This is a genomic window from Xanthomonas sp. WCS2018Noco2-27 (assembly GCF_031843525.1).
Classification (GTDB): domain Bacteria; phylum Pseudomonadota; class Gammaproteobacteria; order Xanthomonadales; family Xanthomonadaceae; genus Xanthomonas.
Genome location: NZ_JAVTIK010000009.1, coordinates 20,623 through 41,109 on the forward strand (window position 1 = coordinate 20,623; position 20,487 = coordinate 41,109).

19 protein-coding genes, 1 other RNA gene and 1 pseudogene are annotated in these 20,487 nt (G+C 66.4%); 9 read left to right on the forward strand and 12 right to left on the reverse strand.

From position 1 onward, the window contains the following. Nucleotides 1-84 precede the first annotated feature (84 nt). From RQH86_RS14850 to RQH86_RS14860, 3 genes and pseudogenes are all read left to right on the forward strand, one after another. A pseudogene (locus RQH86_RS14850) lies at nucleotides 85-222 on the forward strand (alpha/beta hydrolase); the annotation flags it as partial. Between the two features lie 106 nt (nucleotides 223-328). Next, a complete protein-coding gene (locus tag RQH86_RS14855) occupies nucleotides 329-727 on the forward strand; it encodes a host attachment family protein (protein ID WP_055852817.1) in 399 nt (132 codons plus the stop codon). A 156-nt stretch (nucleotides 728-883) separates the two neighbouring features. Then, nucleotides 884-1,213: a thioredoxin family protein gene (locus RQH86_RS14860; protein WP_311238102.1), complete on the forward strand. Its 330-nt coding sequence runs from the start codon at nucleotides 884-886 to the stop codon at nucleotides 1,211-1,213. Between the two features lie 88 nt (nucleotides 1,214-1,301). Here the strand turns inward: RQH86_RS14860 and RQH86_RS14865 are convergent. Further along, nucleotides 1,302-1,376: non-coding RNA, sX9 sRNA (locus tag RQH86_RS14865), on the reverse strand. Between the two features lie 19 nt (nucleotides 1,377-1,395). Between RQH86_RS14865 and RQH86_RS14870 the strand changes: the two genes are divergently transcribed. Both RQH86_RS14870 and proP read left to right on the forward strand, forming a co-directional pair. Beyond that, nucleotides 1,396-1,536: a hypothetical protein gene (locus RQH86_RS14870; RefSeq protein ID WP_311238101.1), complete on the forward strand. Its 141-nt coding sequence runs from the start codon at nucleotides 1,396-1,398 to the stop codon at nucleotides 1,534-1,536. A 272-nt stretch (nucleotides 1,537-1,808) separates the two neighbouring features. Beyond that, nucleotides 1,809-3,299, forward strand: coding sequence for a glycine betaine/L-proline transporter ProP (gene proP / locus RQH86_RS14875; protein ID WP_311238100.1), 1,491 nt, complete (start codon nucleotides 1,809-1,811; stop codon nucleotides 3,297-3,299). A 13-nt stretch (nucleotides 3,300-3,312) separates the two neighbouring features. Here the strand turns inward: proP and RQH86_RS14880 are convergent, their stop codons facing one another. Continuing rightward, a complete protein-coding gene (locus RQH86_RS14880; protein WP_055852824.1) occupies nucleotides 3,313-3,771 on the reverse strand; it encodes an SRPBCC domain-containing protein in 459 nt (152 codons plus the stop codon). 167 nt (nucleotides 3,772-3,938) lie between these two features. Between RQH86_RS14880 and RQH86_RS14885 the strand changes: the two genes are divergently transcribed. The 4 genes from RQH86_RS14885 to RQH86_RS14900 all read left to right on the forward strand — a co-directional run bounded on the left by RQH86_RS14885 (nucleotide 3,939) and on the right by RQH86_RS14900 (nucleotide 6,137). Then, on the forward strand, nucleotides 3,939-4,733 hold the full coding sequence (locus RQH86_RS14885; RefSeq protein WP_115514851.1) for an EcsC family protein: 795 nt from the start codon (nucleotides 3,939-3,941) through the stop codon (nucleotides 4,731-4,733). A gap of 63 nt (nucleotides 4,734-4,796) precedes the next feature. Next, a complete protein-coding gene (locus RQH86_RS14890; RefSeq protein ID WP_311238099.1) occupies nucleotides 4,797-5,192 on the forward strand; it encodes a DUF4431 domain-containing protein in 396 nt (131 codons plus the stop codon). A 73-nt stretch (nucleotides 5,193-5,265) separates the two neighbouring features. Then, nucleotides 5,266-5,505: a hypothetical protein gene (locus RQH86_RS14895; RefSeq protein WP_311238098.1), complete on the forward strand. Its 240-nt coding sequence runs from the start codon at nucleotides 5,266-5,268 to the stop codon at nucleotides 5,503-5,505. Continuing rightward, on the forward strand, nucleotides 5,502-6,137 hold the full coding sequence (locus RQH86_RS14900) for a DUF938 domain-containing protein (protein ID WP_311238097.1): 636 nt from the start codon (nucleotides 5,502-5,504) through the stop codon (nucleotides 6,135-6,137). The genes RQH86_RS14895 and RQH86_RS14900 overlap by 4 nt, the downstream gene beginning before the upstream one ends. Before the next feature lie 482 nt (nucleotides 6,138-6,619). Here the strand turns inward: RQH86_RS14900 and RQH86_RS14905 are convergent, their stop codons facing one another. The 10 genes from RQH86_RS14905 to RQH86_RS14950 all read right to left on the reverse strand — a co-directional run bounded on the left by RQH86_RS14905 (nucleotide 6,620) and on the right by RQH86_RS14950 (nucleotide 20,355). After that, nucleotides 6,620-8,416 (reverse strand): carboxypeptidase regulatory-like domain-containing protein, encoded by a 1,797-nt coding sequence (locus tag RQH86_RS14905; RefSeq protein ID WP_311238096.1) that lies wholly within the window; start codon nucleotides 8,414-8,416, stop codon nucleotides 6,620-6,622. Further along, nucleotides 8,416-10,686, reverse strand: coding sequence for a hypothetical protein (locus RQH86_RS14910; protein WP_311238095.1), 2,271 nt, complete (start codon nucleotides 10,684-10,686; stop codon nucleotides 8,416-8,418). Before RQH86_RS14910 ends, RQH86_RS14905 begins: the two co-directional genes overlap by 1 nt. Next, nucleotides 10,683-11,873, reverse strand: a complete 1,191-nt coding sequence (locus tag RQH86_RS14915) for a BatA domain-containing protein (RefSeq protein ID WP_311238094.1) — start codon at nucleotides 11,871-11,873, stop codon at nucleotides 10,683-10,685. Before RQH86_RS14915 ends, RQH86_RS14910 begins: the two co-directional genes overlap by 4 nt. Continuing rightward, a complete protein-coding gene (locus RQH86_RS14920) occupies nucleotides 11,870-12,181 on the reverse strand; it encodes a hypothetical protein (RefSeq protein WP_311238093.1) in 312 nt (103 codons plus the stop codon). The genes RQH86_RS14915 and RQH86_RS14920 overlap by 4 nt, the downstream gene beginning before the upstream one ends. 352 nt (nucleotides 12,182-12,533) lie before the next feature. Further along, nucleotides 12,534-13,430 carry a DUF58 domain-containing protein gene (locus RQH86_RS14925; protein ID WP_311238092.1) on the reverse strand — a complete coding sequence of 299 codons (897 nt, stop codon included), beginning with the start codon at nucleotides 13,428-13,430 and terminating at the stop codon, nucleotides 12,534-12,536. Between the two features lie 10 nt (nucleotides 13,431-13,440). Further along, nucleotides 13,441-14,433 (reverse strand): MoxR family ATPase, encoded by a 993-nt coding sequence (locus RQH86_RS14930; RefSeq protein WP_311238091.1) that lies wholly within the window; start codon nucleotides 14,431-14,433, stop codon nucleotides 13,441-13,443. A gap of 211 nt (nucleotides 14,434-14,644) precedes the next feature. Next, nucleotides 14,645-15,457 carry a DUF4159 domain-containing protein gene (locus RQH86_RS14935; RefSeq protein ID WP_311238090.1) on the reverse strand — a complete coding sequence of 271 codons (813 nt, stop codon included), beginning with the start codon at nucleotides 15,455-15,457 and terminating at the stop codon, nucleotides 14,645-14,647. Beyond that, on the reverse strand, nucleotides 15,454-16,788 hold the full coding sequence (locus RQH86_RS14940; RefSeq protein ID WP_055852849.1) for a TldD/PmbA family protein: 1,335 nt from the start codon (nucleotides 16,786-16,788) through the stop codon (nucleotides 15,454-15,456). Before RQH86_RS14940 ends, RQH86_RS14935 begins: the two co-directional genes overlap by 4 nt. A gap of 14 nt (nucleotides 16,789-16,802) precedes the next feature. Next, nucleotides 16,803-18,437 carry a TldD/PmbA family protein gene (locus RQH86_RS14945; protein WP_311238089.1) on the reverse strand — a complete coding sequence of 545 codons (1,635 nt, stop codon included), beginning with the start codon at nucleotides 18,435-18,437 and terminating at the stop codon, nucleotides 16,803-16,805. A 1,450-nt stretch (nucleotides 18,438-19,887) separates the two neighbouring features. After that, nucleotides 19,888-20,355, reverse strand: coding sequence for a LuxR family transcriptional regulator (locus RQH86_RS14950; protein WP_311238177.1), 468 nt, complete (start codon nucleotides 20,353-20,355; stop codon nucleotides 19,888-19,890). Nucleotides 20,356-20,487: the final 132 nt, after the last annotated feature.

Here is a 20,487-nt window from a genome sequence, read left to right on the forward strand (position 1 = left end):
TGCATCCCTGCCGCTGATCGTTTTCAGCAGGGATGCAACGTGTGGCGCCATCGCGCACGTACGCGACTGCCGACGCCAGGCACGCACGTGTGAGATGGGTTGGGCCACGGGTTCCATCGCACCGACACGCTGCCTGAAAGCCAACAGGCGCTGCGCGTGACCGCGCGCTTCTTCAGCCGACATCTGGGGCTGCCGGGGCCAACCTCGGCCGCGCCACGCTAACGCGGCACTGACACCGGCTAGGCACAGTGCTTACATCTTCTCGCCTAGGTTGGGACCGACTGGGTGCAGCACATGCCGCACCGATCATCGAAACAGGAGAAATCGGATGAGCCTGCAAATTCCTCAGGGTGCCTTGGTGGTAGTGGCCGACGGCGGCGAAGCGCGTTGGTTCACCAATACCGGCAACGAAGCCAAGGTCGTGCTGCGCCAGCATGCGCGTACCGATGTGCAGAACGTCGACGACGACGGCCCGGCCGGCAAGGCGCCGCAGGATCTCACCGACGCAGACCGGGACGAAATGACCTTCGCCAAACAGCTGTCGCACGCGTTGAACGATGGCGCACTGAAGCACGAGTACATGCACCTGGTGCTGGTGGCCGACCCGACCACGTTGGGCCGCATCCGTCCGTTGCTGCACAAGGAAACCCAACAGCGCCTGGTGGGCGATCTGGCCAAGGACCTGACCAACTTGCCGTTGGAAGACATCCAGCGCGCATTATCGTAAGCGCAACGATCGAACCGAGCGCCGTTCGGCCCGCGCGGCCGGCGTTCGGAATCGGGAGTTAGCATTCGAGCACCGCGCTGCCGACCGCAGCTTGCGCAGTGACCGGTCGGCTGTGCGGTAGGGTGTGGGTCACTTACGGTCATGGAGACAGTGTCGATGGGGTTTGTTCGCGATTACGCCACACAGGCACCGGAACGTAGCGCGGTGGACGCGCAGGCCGGGCTGCAGCTGCTGGAATTCGGCACCGATTGGTGCGGGCATTGCATCGCGGCGCAGCCGTTGTTGCAGAAACTGCTGGGTGGTTATGACGCGATGGCGTACCGCAAGTTCGAAGACGGAAAAGGGCGGCCGTTGGGTCGCTCCTTTCGCGTCAAGCTCTGGCCGACGGTGATCCTGCTGCGCGATGGCGAAGAGGTCGCCCGCGCGGTGCGCCCGCAGACCCGTGAAGATCTGCAAGATTTGCTGGCGGTGCTGGACGCAGGTTGACGCGCGCTGCGCTTGCAGCCTGCGCGGTGGTGGATGTGTTGCGGTTGGCCCGATCGCGCGCGTCATCGCGCGCAAACGAACCGAGAGCGGTTAAAAATGCAGTGAGCAGTCGTCAGTTGGATGCAGACGGCGCACTCGGAATTGCAATGTACGAGTCGTACATGTCGCACCGAGCACATGCCGTGCCTGCCTGGCGGCTGCACACGCGTTTTGTTGGCTGCTCCAAGCGTGCAGTGCCACTGCATCAAAACGTCGTCATTGTCATCGCGGAGCAGGTGTTGCCGCCGTTGACGCAATTGCAAAAAATCAAGAAAAACGCCTGAAATCAGCGCACATCCTGCGTCGCGCACGGTCGCGTCTGCAGCCAACTGCTCGCTGTAGTAACATAGCGGGCTGATCAAGCCCTTGGGCGTACGCCCATCCATTTGGTCATCTGTCCCGCAGCGCCGCTGAGTTGACGCGGCCGTCCGGGAATGCCTCCGGTCTCTCCAGTGCATGTGCTCCTGCCGTGTGTGTGAAGTGCCGTGTTCTGTGTGTTGTCAGGACGAGCGGGCAGCGATGGCCTGCAGCTGCAACGCACCTGGAGACCAAGCACATGCACGACACGCGCGCGATTCGTTCGCACTTCGGTTGGTTCAAACGCCGCCGCCAACTGCAACTCGACGACGTCACCGTGGTGGATCGCAGCATGCTGCGCCGCGCGGTGAGCGCCGCGGCGCTGGGCAACGCGATGGAGTGGTTCGACTTCGGTGTGTACGGCTATCTGGCGGTGACGCTGGGGCAGGTGTTCTTCCCGGCGAGTAATCCCACTGCGCAGTTGATCGCCACCTTTGCCACCTTCACCGTCGCCTTTCTGGTGCGACCCATCGGCGGCATGGTGTTCGGCCCGCTGGGCGACCGCTATGGGCGGCAGAAGGTGCTGGCGGCCACGATGATCCTGATGGCCTTGGGCACCTTCAGCATCGGCCTGATTCCCTCCTACGAACGCATCGGTCTGTGGGCACCGGCATTGCTGTTGCTGGCGCGCTTGTTGCAAGGGTTTTCCACCGGCGGCGAATACGGCGGCGCGGCCACCTTCATTGCCGAATACGCCACCGATCGCAATCGCGGTGTGATGGGCAGCTGGCTGGAATTCGGCACGCTGGGCGGCTATATCGCCGGTGCCGCCACGGTGACCGCGTTGCACATGAGCGTGACGCAGGCGCAGATGCTCGATTGGGGCTGGCGCGTGCCCTTTTTGATCGCCGGCCCGCTGGGACTGCTGGGCCTGTACATGCGCATGAAACTGGAAGAAACCCCGGCGTTTCGTGCCTACACCGAGCAATCCGAACAGCGCGAACGGGAGACTGCCGGCCAGGGCCTGATGACCCTGCTGCGCCTGCATTGGCCGCAACTGCTCAAGTGCGTTGGCCTGGTGCTGGTGTTCAACGTCACCGACTACATGCTGCTGACCTATATGCCCAGCTACCTCAGCGTCACCATGGGCTATGCGGAAAGCAAGGGCTTGCTGCTGATCATCCTGGTCATGCTGGTGATGATGCCGCTCAATATTGTCGGCGGCATGTTCAGCGACAAACTGGGGCGTCGGCCGATGATCATCGGCGCGTGCATCGCCCTGTTTGCGCTGGCGATTCCGTGCCTGCTGCTGATCGGCAGCGGCTCGGATGCGCTGATCTTCCTCGGATTGATGTTGCTGGGTTTGGCGCTGGTGTGCTTTACCAGCTCGATGCCGTCCACCTTGCCGGCGCTGTTCTACACGCCGGTGCGCTACAGCGCCCTGTCGATCGGCTTCAACGTCTCGGTGTCGTTGTTCGGCGGCACCACGCCGCTGGTCACTGCCTGGCTGGTGGAGCGCACCGGCGACCCGTTGGTGCCGGCGTATTACCTGATGGGCGCGGCGGCGATCGGGCTGGTGACGATGCTGTTCGTGCGCGAAACCGCCGGGCTGCCGCTGCGTGGCTCGCCGCCGGCGGTGGCCAGCGCTGCGGAGGCGCGTGCGCTGCTGCAGGCCGATAGCCCGGTCACGGTGGATGCGCAGTTGCCGGTACCCGGCGTGCCGTCGGTAGGCCAGCCCCGCACTGCATGAGCGCGTGCTGCGCTCAGCGCAGTGCGGGGTCGCGGGTGTCGGGCATGTCCGGGTAGGGCATGCCCTGCCCGGTTTCCACATAGCGCTTGAGGCTGCTGCCCAGGAAGTACTGCCAGCCCTGGGTGCACGCCTCCAGACACGGCGAATCGCGGTAGCCGGACTGCACGAATTCCACGCGCGTGCCCTCGCTGGTGGAAATCAGATCGAAGCGCATCACCGTGCCCTCCCAGGCCGCGGTGTCGAGCATGTTGGAACGTTCGCAGCGCCAGCGCACCAGCCGATGGTCGGCGCCTTCGTCGATGCGCAGGACCACTTGCCAGCCGTGGCTGCTCCAATCCAGGCGCACGCAGTCGTCGGCCTGCTGCACCTCGCGCGTCCACCAGCGCGCCAGCTGCACGGGCTCGGACAGCGCGGCGGACACCACTTCGGGCGCGGCGGCGATCACGATGCTGTGGCGGATCTCACGGTTCATCTGATGGGCATTGCCTGCGTGGACGCCGATGATCGCGCATTTTGCCAGCCAATTGCAGCTTTGGCCGATCTGCGGCCGGCCGCTCGTCCGGCGCTCACACGGCGCTGGGTAACATCCACGCAGACCCTATGACGAGAGCAGGCATGACGACGCTTCCGATACCGGTGATGGATGTGGCCGCGCAGCGCGACCTGGCCACGGCGCACGCGCTGCTGGAAAACCCCGGCGTGGCAGCCCAGCTGGCCAACGCGCTGGGCGCGCCGATCGAGAGCTTGATCACCAAGCGGCTGCCCAAGATGGTGACCCGCAGCATCGACGGCCTCACCCGTCGCGCGCTGCAGGTGGCCATGAAGTCGGCACTGCTGAGTCTGCGCGGCAAGACCGAGCCGCTGCAGCCGGCCTCCACCACCCGGCACACCCTGGCGGTGGCCGTGGCCGGTGGTGCCGGCGGCTTCTTCGGCCTGCCGGGGCTGATGGTGGAGTTGCCGCTGACCACCACCGTGATGCTGCGCTCCATCGCCGACATCGCGCGCGCCGAAGGCGAATCGCTGCAAAGCCCGGACACTGCGCTGGCCTGTCTGGAAGTGCTGGCGCACGGCGGCCGCAGCGTGGTGGACGACGGCGCCGAATCGGGCTATTTCGCAGTGCGCGCGGCAATGGCGCAGCAGCTCAGCGCCGCTGCCCGCCATGTCGCTGCGCATGGCTTCGCCAGCAAGGGCGCGCCGGCCTTGGTGTCGCTGGTCTCGCGCATCGCCGCCAAGTTCTCGGTCAACGTGGGCGAGAAACTCGCCGTGCAGGCGGTGCCCTTGGTGGGCGCGGTGAGCGGCGCTACCCTCAACACGGTCTTTATCCGCCACTTCCAGGCCATGGCCCGCGGGCACTTCATCGTGCGCCGGCTGGAACGGCAGTTCGGCGAGGAGGCGGTGCGGCGGGCGTATGAGGCGCTGCCTCCTGCGCGATAGGGCCTTACGATCTACCCTGATCACCATTGCAAGGGACTGCGTGAAATGAAAACTGCACGGCGTTTGCTGTTGATCCTGTGTGGCGTCATCGCCGCGCCTGCCTGTGCGCAGTCATATCGGTACGGCGCGCCGGAAGTCACGCTCCAGGGCATGCTCATCAGTGCCACCGGCCAGACACCCGATGGTGCGGAGGTGAGATATCCGGCGATCAAACTCGTTGCTCCGCTCACCGTGGAGGCGACCGATGGCAAAGAGGACTTCGAGCCATCTGCAACCGGCATCACGCTGTTGCAGCTGTCCCTCGATGCAACAACCATGCGCGCTTTCAAGCAGCTGAAGGGCCGTCAGGCGCGCGTGTCCGGGACGCTCTTTCATTCGGATAACGGCCACCACTACACCGATGTGTTGCTGTCGGTGACCAGCGTTTCAGATAAGAACCAGGGTTCAGACAAGAACTAGCGGCTTGGGGCCTGCTGCTGTGACCAGGCTGCCGCCGTTGCGCGGGACGGCTCAGCTCAGGCGATCGGCAGTGATGGGCGATCCCGACGAGGCAGTGCACTTCTGGCGCATGCAGCGCAGCGCGCCAGTGAGCGGATGCACCTGTGGCGCGCGCCGCTACATGCAGCTTGGCACCGACGGTTCGACGCCGCGCGGCACACAGCGGCATGTCGAGTGCGAGCATCTGCGTCCCCCGGCCAACGCAATCTGCGCCGCGACGCGCGACAATGGCGAGCGCTCCAATGCCTCCTTTCTGTCCGGACCTTGGCCATGACCAAACCTTTCTCGCCTGCCTCCGCGCGCAACCGCGATCCGATCCTTGCAGTGTTGCAGCGTCACTTCGCCGATCGCCACCATGTGCTGGAAATCGGCGCAGGCACCGGCCAGCATGCGGTGCATTTTGCTGCGGCGATGCCGTGGTTGCAGTGGCAGGCCAGCGATCACGCCGATCATCTGCCGGGCATGCAGCAATGGCTGGATGACGCCGCGCTACCCAACACGCCGCCGCCGCTGGCACTGCAGGCCGTGCTGACGCCGACGCCTGGCTTGGCGCCACTGCCGGCCTTGCCTGCACTGCCCGATGGTCAGCGTGGTTTCGATGCGATCTACAGCGCCAATACCTTGCACATCATGGGCTGGCCGCAGGTGCAGGCCTTGTTTGCGGGCTTGCCCGAGGTGATGGCACCGCAGGCAGTGCTGGTGGTGTATGGGCCGTTCAATCGCGATGGTCACTTCACCAGCGACAGCAATCGCGACTTCGATGCGATGTTGCGCGCGCGGGATGCGGCGTCGGGCATTCGTGATGCGGCCGACGTGGACGCGCTGGCTGCGCAGGTGGGCTTGCAGCTGGTGGAAGATGTCGAGATGCCGGCCAACAACTACTGCCGGGTGTGGCGTCGGGGCTAGAACGTGTTGGCGTTTTGATGCGCCGGTCGTGCAGTTGCCGACGATGACCGCATCCGCGCCAGCGGCGGCAGTCATCGCGTCGCCGACCGTGTAGCGCTGCTGTTGGTACCTATCGCATTGTCGTAATGGCCGCACTGCAGCGCGCGCGCTGGATCGCACGCGGCGCCATCGCATCATTCCTGCGGCGTATCGCGACGAACCGCCTGCGGCGTCTTTCTTGCCGATCCAGACCCGGAAGGCGCAGACGAACGAGTTGGTGTCTTCAAACCCGAGCAGCAAGGCGATCTCCGCGCTGGACATCATGGTCTTGCGCAGATAATGCTCGGCCAGCGCCGCGCGCACCTTGTCCAGCGTTTGCTGAAACGTGGTGCCTTCCTCATGCAGGCTGCGCTGCAATGTGCGGCTGCTTACTCCTAGCCTAGGCGCTTGGTCGTACACGCGGCAGCGTTCAAACCTTGCGCGCACGCATCACACATCGCTGCCTAGGTGGCAGGTGTCGCGCGTGCGCTGCGCCACCGTTCCAACCACCACAGCACCGCCGCTGCGGCGACAAACCCCAGCCACCATGGCCAGCGTGGGCCGGGCTGGGGCGTTGGGCGTGCCTGGCGTGGCGTGGCGCTGTGGTTGATGAGTGCACGCGTTGCATCGCGTTGCGTGTTGGCGAACAGGGCAAGCGCGTCGGCAGGTGCGCGGATGTAGAGCGCGCCGCTGCGTGTTGCGTCTTGCCAGCGATACCAGCCCGTGTGCTCTGGCCAGAGGCCGGCGCAGGCCGCCGCGCCGGTGCCGGGGTCCGGTGGCAGTGGGTGGGTGGCGCCATCGGGCGAAAGCAGCTGTGCATCGCGGCTCAGGTTGCAGACGCTGATGCGTTGGTCGCGCCAACCAACGCGGGTGGGGCCGCGCGCTGTGGGTTGGGCGCGCGTCAGCGGCGAGAGCGTCTGGCTCCACAGCGCGGCATGCAGATCGGGTTGGCCTTGCAGCACCAGGCGATAGCTGTCGGTGACGGCGATCAGGCCGATACGCCCGCGCCCGATGGCGCGCCACCACGCGTACGGCGTGCCGTTGGATGCGCGCAGCACGGCGATGGCATCGGGGGCGTCGGGAACCAGCGTGCGGCGTTCCAGGGTGGGCAGTGCCTCGCTTGTGGCATCGCGCGCGTCCGCTGCGTGCTGTGGCGATTGCGGATGCAGCGCCTGACGCATGGCATTGGATGCGGGCGCGACCAGCAGCGGCGCGGCGGCGTTATCGTCACGCAGCGGCAAGCCCAGCGCGGCGATGGCAGTGCGTTGTGCGGCATCGAGCGGGCCGCTGAGGCGCAGCAACAGGCCCAGGCCGCGTTCGACCGCCGCCAGCACTGCATCGCGTTGCAGCCGCGACAGGCTGGCCAGCGCACGCTCGTCGAGGATCAGCAGGTCGCTGCGGTCCAGCGTGGCGGCGTCCAGCGCACGCGGCGCATCGCCCAGCTGCATGCCGCCGCCGGTGGCGATCTGGGTGTGCAGGTCCAGGCCGGCGTCGTGCGCCCAGCGACGCAGATATTTGAGCTCGGGTTGCGGGGCGCCGGCGATGATCCAGAGGTTGGCGGCAGGGCTCTCCACCACGGAGACCGGCACCTCGGCCTGGTCGCGCGGGCGTGCGTCCGGCCCGAGCACGCGCACCACAAAAACGCTGTCGCCAGCGGCGCGCACGCTGCCGCCGAGCTGGAAGCGGCCGTCAGCGTCGGGCGCAACCAGATCGACGCGGCGCCCGGCCGGGTCCAGCAGTTCGAGCCTGGCCTCGCGCACACCGGTGATGCGGCCGTGGATCCGCAGATCGGCCCCTGGCGCCAGTAACGATGGCGTGGATAGCTCGCTCAAGCCGGGCGTGGGCGCTGGAGCGGTGTAGCGAAGCGGCCAGCCGCGCGCGGTGTCGCGGTCGCGCGTGGGCAGGCCGGCGCCGACGATGCGCAGCCCGGTGGTGCCGGGATGGCGACGCAAGGCGGTGGCCAGATCCGGCATGCGCTCGGCATCGCGCAGCGCGGCCGGGGCCTCGGGTAGCGCGATGCGCGCGTCGCCGGGCGCGCTGGTCAGCGCTGCCGTGTCGCTGCCGGCGGTGGCGACCACCAGCGTGCCGCCATGCCCGGGCAGCGACGGCGGGACCAGTGCGCAATACAGCAGCGCGGCGCACAGCGGCTGCAAGGCGAGCAGGGCGGCCTTGCGCCAGCCGGCGATAGGGGCGCGGCGCAGGCGCCACCACGCCAGCAGCGTGATGCCGACCAGGGTGGCGATGATGATCCAGGCCGGCATCAGGGGCGCTCCTGTGCGTGCAGGGCATCGAGATAGCGCTGGCCGCCCGCATCGGGGGCAGTGCGCGGTTGCACGGCAGCCGGCGGACGCACCAGTACCGGCCACAGGAGCGCGCGCAGGCGTTGCCGGCAGCTGGCGCAGTCGGGTGTGGCGCGCAGGGTCTCGACGGCGGCGGCCAGGTCCAGCGGGGCATCGAGCTGGGTCTCGTGCGCCGGCAGCCAGCGCGCGAAGGCGTCCAGTGCGGCCGCATCCTGGGCGGGCGCAGCGTTGCCCAGCGCCTGCCAGAGCGCCATCGGTTGCTGATCCGGGCTGGTGCGCGCGTCCAGGGCAGCGGCGCCGCGCGCCAGTCCGTCGCGCTTGCCGCTCATGCGCCGGCTGGGGTCGATCGGCGGCAGTTGCGTGCCGACGCGTGCCAGATAGATACGCTCGGCCTGCTGCACCTGCTTGATGAAGCTCAGCGCCTTGTTGGCGAACGGCAGCGCGCGCTCGGGGTGGCCCTGACGCAACTCGCCTTCGGATTGCCACATCTGGTCCAGCGCCGCGCGCAGCAGGGCACGGGTCTGCGGGTCCAGCAAGGTGGCCGCCTCGGCGTGGTCGTGGGTGTGGCCGAACTCGGTCAGCACGTCCTGCGCCTGGCCGAAGCCGCTGCGCTCGGGGCGCCCATCGGTGTGATCGTGGTCGTGGTCATCCAGGGCAGCGGCACCGCTGGCGGGGGCGGGGGCATGATCGTGGTCGTGACCGGCGTGTGGTTGCGTGGCGTCATGGGCGTGCTCGTCCTGCGCGGCCGGCGCATCGGCGGTGGGCATGTCGGCTGTGGGCAGGTCATCGGCCGGGGCGTCGCTGGTGGGCGGTGCGTCGGCGGTCGGTGGGCCCTTTGGCGCGCCTTCGCTTTCTTCGCCCAGGAACTGGCCGTAGCGCAGCCGCAGCAGGCGCTGGTCCACGCCGATGGCGTCGGCGCGTTTGAGATAGGTGGCCGCGTCCAGGCGCGGTTTTTCCTTCAGCAGCGCCTCGGCGTCGATGATGATCTGGCGCTGGCTACGGAAGTAGGCCGGCAAGGTCTGTTTGACGCTCGCCTCCAGGCCGGCGGCCATGGTCTGTTCCGGCGGCGGCCAGCGCAGGATCACGCTGGCGCTGCGGCCTTCCTGCGGGCCGGGCTGGCGGGTGTCATGCACGATCAGTTGCGCGATCAGGTCATCGCCGGCGGCCATGCCCAGCGCCTGCGGCTGCAGCGTGGCGGCGAAGTTGCGGCGGGTGGCCGGGCCGCTGCCGGTGAGCGTGCGGCGCTGGGTCTTGAAGGTGATGTTCTCGCCGCTGCCCTGGGCCAGGGTCAGGCGCAGCTCGGCGCTGGCGGCCACGGCGTAATCGTCGCTGGCTTCGAAGCGTAGTGCCCAGGCGCCATTGGCCGGTGTCCACAGCACCAGGCTCTGCTCGGGGGCGAGCACGCGCACCTGCGGCGGGCGGTCCGGCAGCACGTCCAGCCGGTGCAGTTGGCGGTCGGCGGGCGTGCCGTCGATGAGAATGCGGTACAGGTTGGCGCGCGTGGCGATCCATTGGCCCTGCCACTGGTCGCTGTTGCCCTGCCGGGTCAGCGGGATGAGGCGGCCGTCGGTGAGCCGTAACGCGACGTTGCGCGGGGCCGGGCTGACCTGCAGTTGCCAGTCCAGCCGGGTGCCGGCGGGCACGCGTGCATCCAGGCCGGGCAGCCGCGCGGCGGGCAGGCCGGTGTAGGCCGGCGGGGTGCTGCGCAGCTGCGCCTGACGCAGCATCGCAGCGCCGCTGCTGGCACGGGCGGCGGCCACGCGGTCGGCGGGGGCGGCCGGCGGCAGCGCCCGCGGCGGCCACAGCAGCAGCGCGCTGCAGGCGGCCAGGCCGAGCAGGCTCCAGGGCCATGCGCGTCGCCATGGCCAAGCCGGGCGCAGATCGCACGGAGTGCTGCGCAGGCGCTGCTCCAGCCGCTGACGTTGCAGCGCCTGCAGCGGGCCCAGTTGCGTGGCTGGTGCGAACAGCAGGTCGCTGCTGTCATCCAGGTCCGGTTCGCGATCCAGCCGGCGGATCAGCCAGGTCTGGTCCAGCTGCCGCGCCGCGTGCAGCGCGATGGCGGCCAGCATCGCGACGCCCACCAGCAACAGCGGCACCACCGCGGCGTGTGCGCCCATGCGCCAGGCACCCGCGCCCCCCAGCAGCGCCAGCGGCCACCCGAACACCAGCACCCCGGCAGCGCGACGTCGGCGTGCTGCCTGCCAGGCGCGCTGCAGTGCGGGCGTGCTCATGCCGCGCTGCTCCGGCGTGGCGCGGTGGCCAGCCAGCGCTCAAGCGCAAACAGCAGCAACACCACACCGACCAGCCACGGTGCCAGCGGCCATGGTGGCGTGGTCAACCTGATCGCGCCGCCGCGCTGCGGCTGTTGGGTCTGCGCCAGGGCGCGCTGCGGGATGGGTGGTGGTTGCAGCGCAGCGTGCAGGCGGGTGGGGAACCCGGCGTCCAACAACGCCGGCAGCTGCTGCGGCTGCAACGGCGCGGCCCAGCGCAGCAGGCGCCCGCGCCCGAATGCGGCGGCGTCGAGCACCGGCTGCCCCTGTGTTTCGAGCACGGGTTGCAGCGGCGCGGCGAGTGCGGGCGGCACCGGCGTGCGCGCATCCAGCAGCAGCTGGCCGCCGGCCGCAACCCAATCCAGCACCGGCGCGGGCGGGGCGGTGGGCGACAGCCACGCCACCACCGTGCCGGGTGCCCAGCGCGCCGGCACGGCATCGGCGGGCGTGCCCACCGGCAAGCTGCCCGGCAGCGCCCAGGCGGCATGCACCGCGCGCAGATAACGCAAGGCCGGTGCGGTGCGGTCGTCGGCAATTGCCTGCACGCGCAGCGGTACGGTGGCAGGTGTGGCGGCCACCGGTGACGCACCGGGCAGCACCTGCCACTGCACTGCACGCGACAGCTGCACCCGTTGCGCATCCACCACGCCCCACTGCGCGGGCACGATCACGCTGAGCGGCGCGTCTGCGGGCAGGCTGGCATCGAGTTCGCGCAGCAGGCTGCCAACCGGTTGCGGACTGCCGGCCTGCGCACCATCACTGGTGGCGACATCTGTCTTGGCATCGATCGGTACAAAGCCCGGCGCCAGCCACACCCATTGCGCATCCTTGGGCTGCGGTAGCGCGCGTGCGGCGGCCAGGTCCACACCCGGGCTCACTGCGATACGCGGGCGCGCATCCTGATGCGCACGCAACGCCGGTTCTGCCAGCAGCAGCGCCAACGCTGCCAATAGCAGCAGGCGCACCAGCAGCAACGGCAGCTCGTCCAGGCGCACGCGGTGGCGTGGGCGTGGCACTGCACGCAACCAGCGCAGCGCAGCGAAGTCGGTAGGCCGGTGCTCGCTACGCCGCGCCAGATGGATCAGCAGCGGCAGCAGCAATGCGGCCAATGCCGCGAGCCCGGCAGGGAACAGCAACAGCAAGTTCATTGCCATGCCTCTGCGCTGACGCCGTGCGCGAGTGCATGCATGGTGCTGCCGGTGTGCGGGTGGCTGTGGATAGGGTGGGTTTGCTGTCTCAGCGGCAATAGCAGTTGTAGCCGTAACTGCGACTCCAACTGCAATCGCAGCCGCAGCCGCAGCCGCAGCCGGAGTTGCAAGCCGCGCACGCGCGCGACGGTGGTCGGCGTTGTACTCATGCGAAGACGTTGCCTAGGCAACTGTGACCGCAACTGCAACTGCAACTGCAGTGGCATACGGAGTTGCATGATGTGCACGTGCTCGACGTTGGTCAGCATCGTACCCATGCGAAGGCATCGCCTAGGTAACTGCGGCCGCAACTGCGACTGCAATCGCAACAGCGGTGGCATGCGGAGTTGCATGGCGTGCGCATGCGCAACGGTGGTCTGCACTGCACTCATGCGCAGGCGTTGCCTGGGTAATGCAGATACATCGCGCACAGCGCTGCACGCCGCACTGGTATCGACATGCAATGCGTGATGCGGCCCGGCACGCGTGGTTGCCACTGCGGGCTATGCCAGCTGTTTGCAGGACGAGTTTGCCGCTGTGGTGGCTGCTGTACCGCCACTGCCGACAGCGAGACCGATCGCGAGCTGGAATGCGCCGTCGCCGCCCCGTGCAAGCACACGCTCATCGAGCCGTACCCTGACCGAACAGCTGGCGCAGCGCGGCATCGGCCGGCGCATCCAGGTAATGCACCGCATGCGCGATGCCGGCTGCCTGCCAGCGCGCCTGCCGTGCGCGCTGGGCCGCGGCAAAGCGTTGCAGATAGTCGTCGCGCATCGCCGCGCCGTCGCCGAGCAGTTCTTCGCCGGTTTCCGTGTCGCGGAAGCGATGCCCGCCGCTGAATTGAAAATCGCGTTCGTCGCAGGTGAGCACCTGCAGCTGCAGTACTTCACGGCGCGCGGCGGCGAACTTTTCCAATGCGCTCGCCAGTTCTTCATCGAACCCATCGCCGATGGATAGCAGCAAATCGTGCGCGGCGATGCGTTCCCACAACGGCCGCAACGCCTCCAGCCCCGGCCAGCGGCCGCCGGCGCGTAGGCCGTGCAGGGCCAGCCACAGCCGGTCGCGCTGGCGGCTGCCGACGCCCGCCGGCACCGCAACCAGGCCGCCGCCATGCAAGGCATACAGGCCGACACGGTCGCCTTGCTGCAGCGCCACTTCGGCCGCGCAGGCGGCTAGCGTCGCCATCGTCTGCAGGCGGGTGTGCTCCGGCCGCGCGCTGTCGGTCTGCCCGGCCGACGCGGTGGCATCGAGCAGCAACCACAGCGTCAGCGGACTTTCGCGCTCGGCTTCGCGCACGAAAAACCGGTCCGAGCGCGCGTAGAGCTTCCAGTCGATCCGGCGCAGCGCATCGCCCGGCTCGTAGGCGCGGTATTGCGCAAATTCAAGCCCGGCGCCGCGGCTGCGGCTGGCGTGCTGGCCGATCCCGTGCCCGCCCTGCGCCTGACGCGCAAGCAGCTGCAAGCCGCGCAAACGGCTGCGCACATCGGCGGGAATCAGGGCCGGCAGCGGTGGATGCATGGTGCTGCGCTCAGCTCGGGAACGGCACCGCGCGCAGCAGCGCGGCGACCACATCATCGGCACTGCGTTGTTCGGCTTCGGCAGCGAAGGACAGCAGCAACCGATGTCGCATCACCGGCGCCGCAAGCGCCAGCACATCCTCGCGCGTAGCGGCCAGCCGGCCATGCAGCAACGCGCGCGCCTTGGACGCCAGCACCAGCGATTGCCCCGCACGCGGGCCGGCGCCCCATTTGATCCATTGCCGCACCTCGTCGCTGGCCTGCGGACCGGGCCGGCTTGCCCGCACCAGGCGATTGATCCAGGTCAGCAGATCCGCGCTCACATGCACCTGCCGCACTTGCCGCTGCAGCGCCTGCACGCTGGCCGCATCCATCACCTTGGGCACCTGCGCGCTTGCGCTGCCGGTGGTCTGACTGAGGATGTCGCGCTCTTCCTGCTCGCTGGGGTACTCCACGCGCACATGCAGTAAAAAACGATCCAGCTGTGCTTCCGGCAGCGGATAGGTGCCGGCCTGCTCGATCGGGTTCTGTGTGGCCAGCACGAAGAACGGATCCGGCAACGTATAGGTGGTGCCGGCATAGCTGACCGTGCGCTCGCTCATCGCTTCCAGCAATGCGGCCTGGGTCTTGGGCGGGGTGCGATTGAGTTCGTCGGCGAGCAGCAGGTTGGTGAAGATCGGGCCTTGCTGAAACCGGAAATGCCGGTGCCCGGTGCCGTGGTCTTCTTCCAGCAACTCGGTGCCCAGGATGTCGCTGGGCATCAGATCGGGGGTGAACTGCACGCGGCGGAATTGCAGTTCCAATGCCTGGCCGAGCGAGCGCACCAGCAGCGTCTTGCCCAGTCCTGGCGCGCCTTCCAGCAGGCAGTGGCCACCAGCCAGCAGGCCGATCAATAGCTGCTCCACCACCGCATCCTGCCCAACCACGGCCTGGGCCAAAGCGGCGCGCAGCGCGCCAAGTTGCGAGAGCTGGGCAGTGAGTGTGTCTTCGTCGGGGGAGGTCATGCGGAGTCTCTGGTGATGTGGCGGCGTGCGTACGGCGTATTGGCGCGTAGTACGGTGTTATCGATGGTGTTGCATGGTGCGAGCGCGTTCCTACGAAGCCACAGTGGTATGCGTATGCGATGAGGTTACCCAGCCAGACGTGCCTTACGTAGCAGCGTGCCTGCGCGCGACGCGTTATCGGTGGGCCGCATCGCGCGCGCTGCCCAGCATGTCAGTTGGTCAACGCATACATCACGATGTTCACGCCGAACTTGGTGTTGTCTTCGGCCAGAAAACGTTTGTTGCGCCAGTCGTAATCCCATTCGCAGCCGTAATCCTTGTTGCTGTAGAGCACACCCAATCTTCCGTCGATGCTGATGCCCTTGAGGTAGTCGTGCACCAGATCATCGCCCCAGCCATTGAGCTCGAAGCTGGTGGCAGGCGGGCCGTCCGGGAACTTGAAGAATGCGCTGTAAAGACGATGGTTCTTCGGTAATTTTTGCAGCGCGCTCTTGCCGAACAGCGCGGTCATCTGCGCCTCGAACGAGGTAGCGAACAAGCCATCGATATCGTGGTTGCAATCGTCCACAAACACGAAGCCGCCGTTACGCACGTACTGTTCGAAATTGCGCCGCTCGGCCGGATTGAATTCCACCAGTTTGTGCCCGGCCAGGTAGCAGAACGGCGCTTGCAACATGCGCGGATCGGCCAGATCGATGACATGCTCTTCCGGGTCCACCCGCAGCTGCGTGTAGTCGATCAACGAGGTGATCAGGTTGGATGGCATGCGCGCATCCACATCCCAATCGCCGGAGTCATAGCGCAGCCGCGTAAACCAGAAGTCGTAAGCGCCGGCCGCACGTGCCGGCCATGGCAGCGCCAAACTGGCAGCGCTGCCAAGCAGCAGCTGCAGGAAATGGCGGCGCGTTGCAGGCGCCGGGAGGGAACCTGGAACCGGAAGCACTCGTGAACACTCAGGTTGAGAGAAGCCGCTCTTGCTCTCCCATTCCCAATTCCCGACTCCCGATTCCCGGCTCCTACTCACACCGCATCCGACAACGAGGTAAACGTGAAATCACGCAGCCGCATCGGTGGGATCATCATCACGTAGCTGGATTCATCGCCGGCCACGCGCACCGGCTTGCCCAGTTCGTCGATGTTGTTGAGCATGATGATCGGCGATTCGTTGAAGCGGAAATTCTTCACCGGGTATTTGATCTGCCCGTTCTCGATGTAAAAGGTGCCATCGCGGGTCAGCCCGGTCAGCAACACGGTCTGCGGATCAACCATGCGGATGTACCAGGTGCGCGTGACCAGGATGCCTTTCTCGGTGCCGCGCACCAGTTCGGCGATGTTCTTGTCGCCGCCGGCCATCAGCAGATTGCCCGGCTCGCCGATCGCACGCTTGCCGTTCTTCTGCGCCCAGTAGCGCGAATATTGCAGGTTGGCGACCTTGCCGTTTTCGACGATGGACATCTTCTCGCGCGGCAGGCCTTCTTCGTCCCACGGCATCACTGCTGCACGCGCGTCCCATGGGTCGGCGGTGATGTTGACGCGCGGGTCGTACACCTGCTCGCCCAGTTTGTTGCCGCCGCCCTTCTTGGACAGGAAGCTGCGGCCCTCGTCGGCCATGCGCGCATCGAAGTAGCGCATCATGAACGAGATCAGCCCGGCCGCTGCTGCCGGCTCAAGAATCACGGTGTATTTGCCCGGTTCCAGCGCTTTGGCTTCGGCCGAATCGCTGGCCTTGCGCATCGCGATGCGGACGTCCTGCTCGGCCTTGAAGTCGGATGCGTCCTTCAGATTGCGCCCCACCCAGCCCGAGCCGCGGCCGTCCTCGGTGCGCACGGTACAGGTGTAGTCGAAGCGTGCGTTGCGCTGATAGCCGAAGTTGCCTTTGCTGTTGGCGAACGCGGTAAAGCTCTGGCCATCTTCCAGAAAGCCGGCTGCGATCAAGCCCTTGCCCTTGCAGGGGGCGATCGAATCGGCTGCGACCTGCGCGCGGAACGCCGGGTCTACCGCTGCAGTGGATGCGCTGAAGGTGGGGCTGGCGGTATAGGTCTGCTTGTCGACGGCCGGCATGAACTCCGGATTTTCCGGTGCCAGCTTTGCCAGATCTTCGGCGCGGCGTACCACGCGCTCCAGCGATGCATCGTCGAACTCGTTGATGGTGGCGGTGCCCACGCGCTTGCCAAACGCCACCTGCACCTGCAGATCGGTGTTGTCGACAATGCCGCTGGTGGACACGTTATTGAGCGCAAAACGGATATTGCCGTCGATGGCGCCAGTGAGCGTGGCGGTGCACTCATCGGCCTTGGACAGTTTGATGACCTTGTCCAGGATGGCCTTGGCCTGCGCTTCGGTAAGGATGCTCATGTGGGTTTCTCCTGTCAGCCGAGCGAGCGGGCGGTGCTGATGACGTTGATGCCATCGAAGCGTGCGGTGGACGAGCCATGCGAGACCGCCGAGGATTGGCTGGGCTGGCCCTTGCCATCGAAGAACGAACCGCCCAGGCGGTAGTCGCGCTGATCGGCCACCGCGCTGCAGGCATTCCAGAATTCTGGCGTGCGGATCTGGTAGGCCACGTCTTCGAGCATGCGGGTGATCGCCCCATTCTTGATTTCGTAAAACAACTGGCCACCGAACTGCGCGTTGTAGCGCTGTTGGTCGATGGAGAACGAGCCGTCGCCGATGATGTAGATGCCGTTTTCCACGTTCTTGATCAAGTCGCTCACGCTCAGCGGCGTCTTGCCGGCGGCCAGCGACACATTGGCCATGCGCTGGAACTGCACGCTCGACCACGAGTCCGCGTAGCAGCAGCCATCGGAGGCGGTCTTGCCGAGGATATGCGCCTGGTCGCGGATCGCCTGGTAGTCCACCAGCTTGCCGTCGCGGATCAGGTCCCACTGTTTGGTCTTGACGCCTTCATCGTCGTAACCCACCGCGCCCAGGCTGCCGGGCTGGGTCTTGTCGGCGAGGATATGCACCTTGTCGCTGCCGTACTGGAAACCGGCCTTGAGCTTGTCCAGCGTGGCGAAACTGGTGCCGGCGTAGTTGGCCTCGTAGCCGAGCACGCGGTCCAGCTCCAGCGGGTGGCCCACCGATTCGTGGATGGTGAGCCAGGTGTGCGAGGGGTCCAGCACCAGGTCGTACTTGCCCGGCTTCACCGAAGGCGCCTTGAGTTTTTCCTGTGCCTGCTTGGCGGCGGCGATGGCATCTTCCTTCATGTCGTAGGACAGGCCGTAGTTCACCACGCCATTGGGCGAGACGAACTTGCCCGACGCTGCGCCATCCAGATATTCGTAGCCCAGGCCCATCGGCGCGGACAGCCCCTCGCGGGTGCGGAACTTGCCGCTGGCCTTGTCGATGGCGGTCACGGTCAGTGGCGCCCAGATGCGATGCACATCCTGGTCGATGTAGGAGCCATCGGTGCTGGCAAAATACTTTTGTTCGTTGACCACGAACAGCATCGAGTTGACGAAGCTGGCGCCGGCCACGGTGGCGGCGGCATTGACGCCCAGCAGCAGATCCACCTTGTCCTTGATCGGCACTTCCATCGCGTTCTTGGTGATCGGCGTCTTCCAGCTGACCTCGCCGACACCGGGCGTGGGCGCCAGCTGCACCGGCGTGCCCTGCACCTTGGCATTGGCCTTGGCGATGGCAGCGGCCTGTGCGGCGGCCTTGGCCACGCCCTGCTCGGTCAGATCGTTGGTGGCAGCAAAGCCCCACGCACCGCCCACGATCACGCGGATGCCGGCACCGATGGATTCGGTGTTGACCACGTTCTGCACCTTGTCTTCGCGGGTGATCACGAACTGGCGCAGATAGCGGCCGATGCGCACATCGCAATAACTGGCCCCGGCCTGACGCGCGGCAGTGAGCCCGGCATCGGCCAGGCGCTTCTTGCGGCCCACATCGAAGGGCGTCAACAACTGTTCGGCGGCAATCGCCTTGCCGAAGTAGGCCGGTACGATCAGCCCGCCCATGGTCAGCCCGGTCAGGGCCAGGAAATCACGTCGCTGCACGGCAACTCCCCAATAGTCCCGCGCGGCGCGCAGGTGGTGTGGTGACGCGCACAGCTCTGCACGCGGTATCTCCGATTCTTGCCGGGCGAAGAATGCGGCGTCAAATGACTTTCGGCAGGGGGGTGTGGGTAAACGATGTCCCACATGACATCAGTGACACGGCGGATCTGTCTTGAAACGTGGCGAACACGACTGGCTGCACATGCGTGCTACATCATCGCCGCGACACGCGGTCGATCGATGCTGCACGCGTTTGTCACGTTGACGATCGCGCCTTGCGTGAAGATCGCAGCGTTGTGCGCAGTAGTTGTCTTACATGCTCCAAAGAGCTTGAACACGCAGTGGGTATTCCAGTCGCGCAGTGATAGGGCTGCGGCTTGGCTGCAGGGTCCTTGCCCGCCCACCATCGCGGGACACGCTGCAAGTACGACCATGTAAGCTCTTTGGCGGCATCCATGTCGCCAAAGGTCCCGCGATGGTAGGCGGGCAAGGACCAGTGAAGAGGATCGGTGTGTTGGGTTTTCAACAAGCGACCGACCAACGTGCTGGTGCGGTGTCCTCATCGCTTGCGGGACCCTGTGGCCGCATGGATGCTGCCACGGAGCGTCCATGGATGGATTCACAGCGTGTCCCCGCGAGCGATGAGGGCACCGCATCCTCGACGCACCAGGCAGTTGACTGCATCCTAGAGGCGGTATGTCTCGACGTCTCTGTGCTTCTGAGCCTAGTGACCACAGTGGATGTCTCAGTCGCGCACTGCTACGGCTGCGGTTTCGCTGCAGGGCCCTTGCCCGCTCACCATCGCAGGACACGCTGCAAGTACGTCCCTGTAAGCTCTTTGGCGGCATCCATGCCGCCAAAGGTCCCGCGACGGTAGGCGGGCAAGGACCAGTGAAGAGGGTCGGTGTGTTGGGTTTTCAACAAGCGACCGACCACCGTGCTGGTTCGGTGTCCTTACCGCTTGCGGGACCCTGTGGCGGCATGGATGCCGCTACGGAGCGTCCAAGGATGGATTTACAGCGTGTCCCGCGAGTGGTGAGGGCACCGCGCTCTCGACGAACTGTGGCGGTTTGGGTGCCCAAAGGAACCATCGAGCGATGGAGGCACGCCGTGTCTCGTAAGAGCTGAGGGCGGCACACCAAGGCCAACAAAAATCCGTCCCGTCAGCCGCTTTCAGTCCAACACGTTCAGCCCAACGAGTACGCGGTATTGATCACGCTTGATGCCATCGAAGCGCGCGGTGGACGAGCCATATCACTTAGATGACCAAGCCGCAGCATTGGTACGCAGGATGCTGGAGTTAAAGGATTTCGGTGGATTGTTCAGAGCTTCGCTGAACCTTATTCAGGGTGTCGAGCCGACGACGCGGCCTGTGTAAGGCCAACCGCCGAGCTGCGAGGTCTTCCCTGGAATCGAGCCGCGCCGCGGTGCGGCGCCGGCTCGACAGTGCTCACTTGGTCTGGCTTGCCGCGCGTTTGAAATACGCCGTGCGCATCATCGGGTTGCCGTCCTTGAAGTACGCTTCAATCTCGGTCATCACCTTGCCGTCGGCGCTGACCGTATAGGTGCGGGTAGATGCCGGCACGCCTTGGTACATCAACTGCATCACCAGCACGCCGGGCTCGGGCATTTTGACTGCGGCACGATCGACTAGGTAAGTGCCGGATGCCTTGCCCGGCGTGCCGTCCAGCAACAGCGTGGATTGCGCCTGCAGCGTCTTGTCGTCGTGTTCGACGATCTCGGCGCTGGTGGACCACTTGTTGCCCGGAATCTGTTTGAACTCCAGGACGACACGCTTGGGCCTTACCGCCGCCGGCATCGGCAGGCTGCCGATATCCAGCAGCCAGGTTCCAACCAGTGGCGATGGCGCGGTTGGTGCGGAGACGGCGGGTGTGGCTTGCAACACGACGGCAGCCACCAGTGCAATGCATGCGGTCTTCATGAGAACTCCCTTATCGATATGCGATCCCTGCGGGCAGTCAGGCGACTGCTTGCAAGGCATTGCGCGTAGAGATCGACTTCTCGTAGACCGTCCCACTCCGGCCCGAGG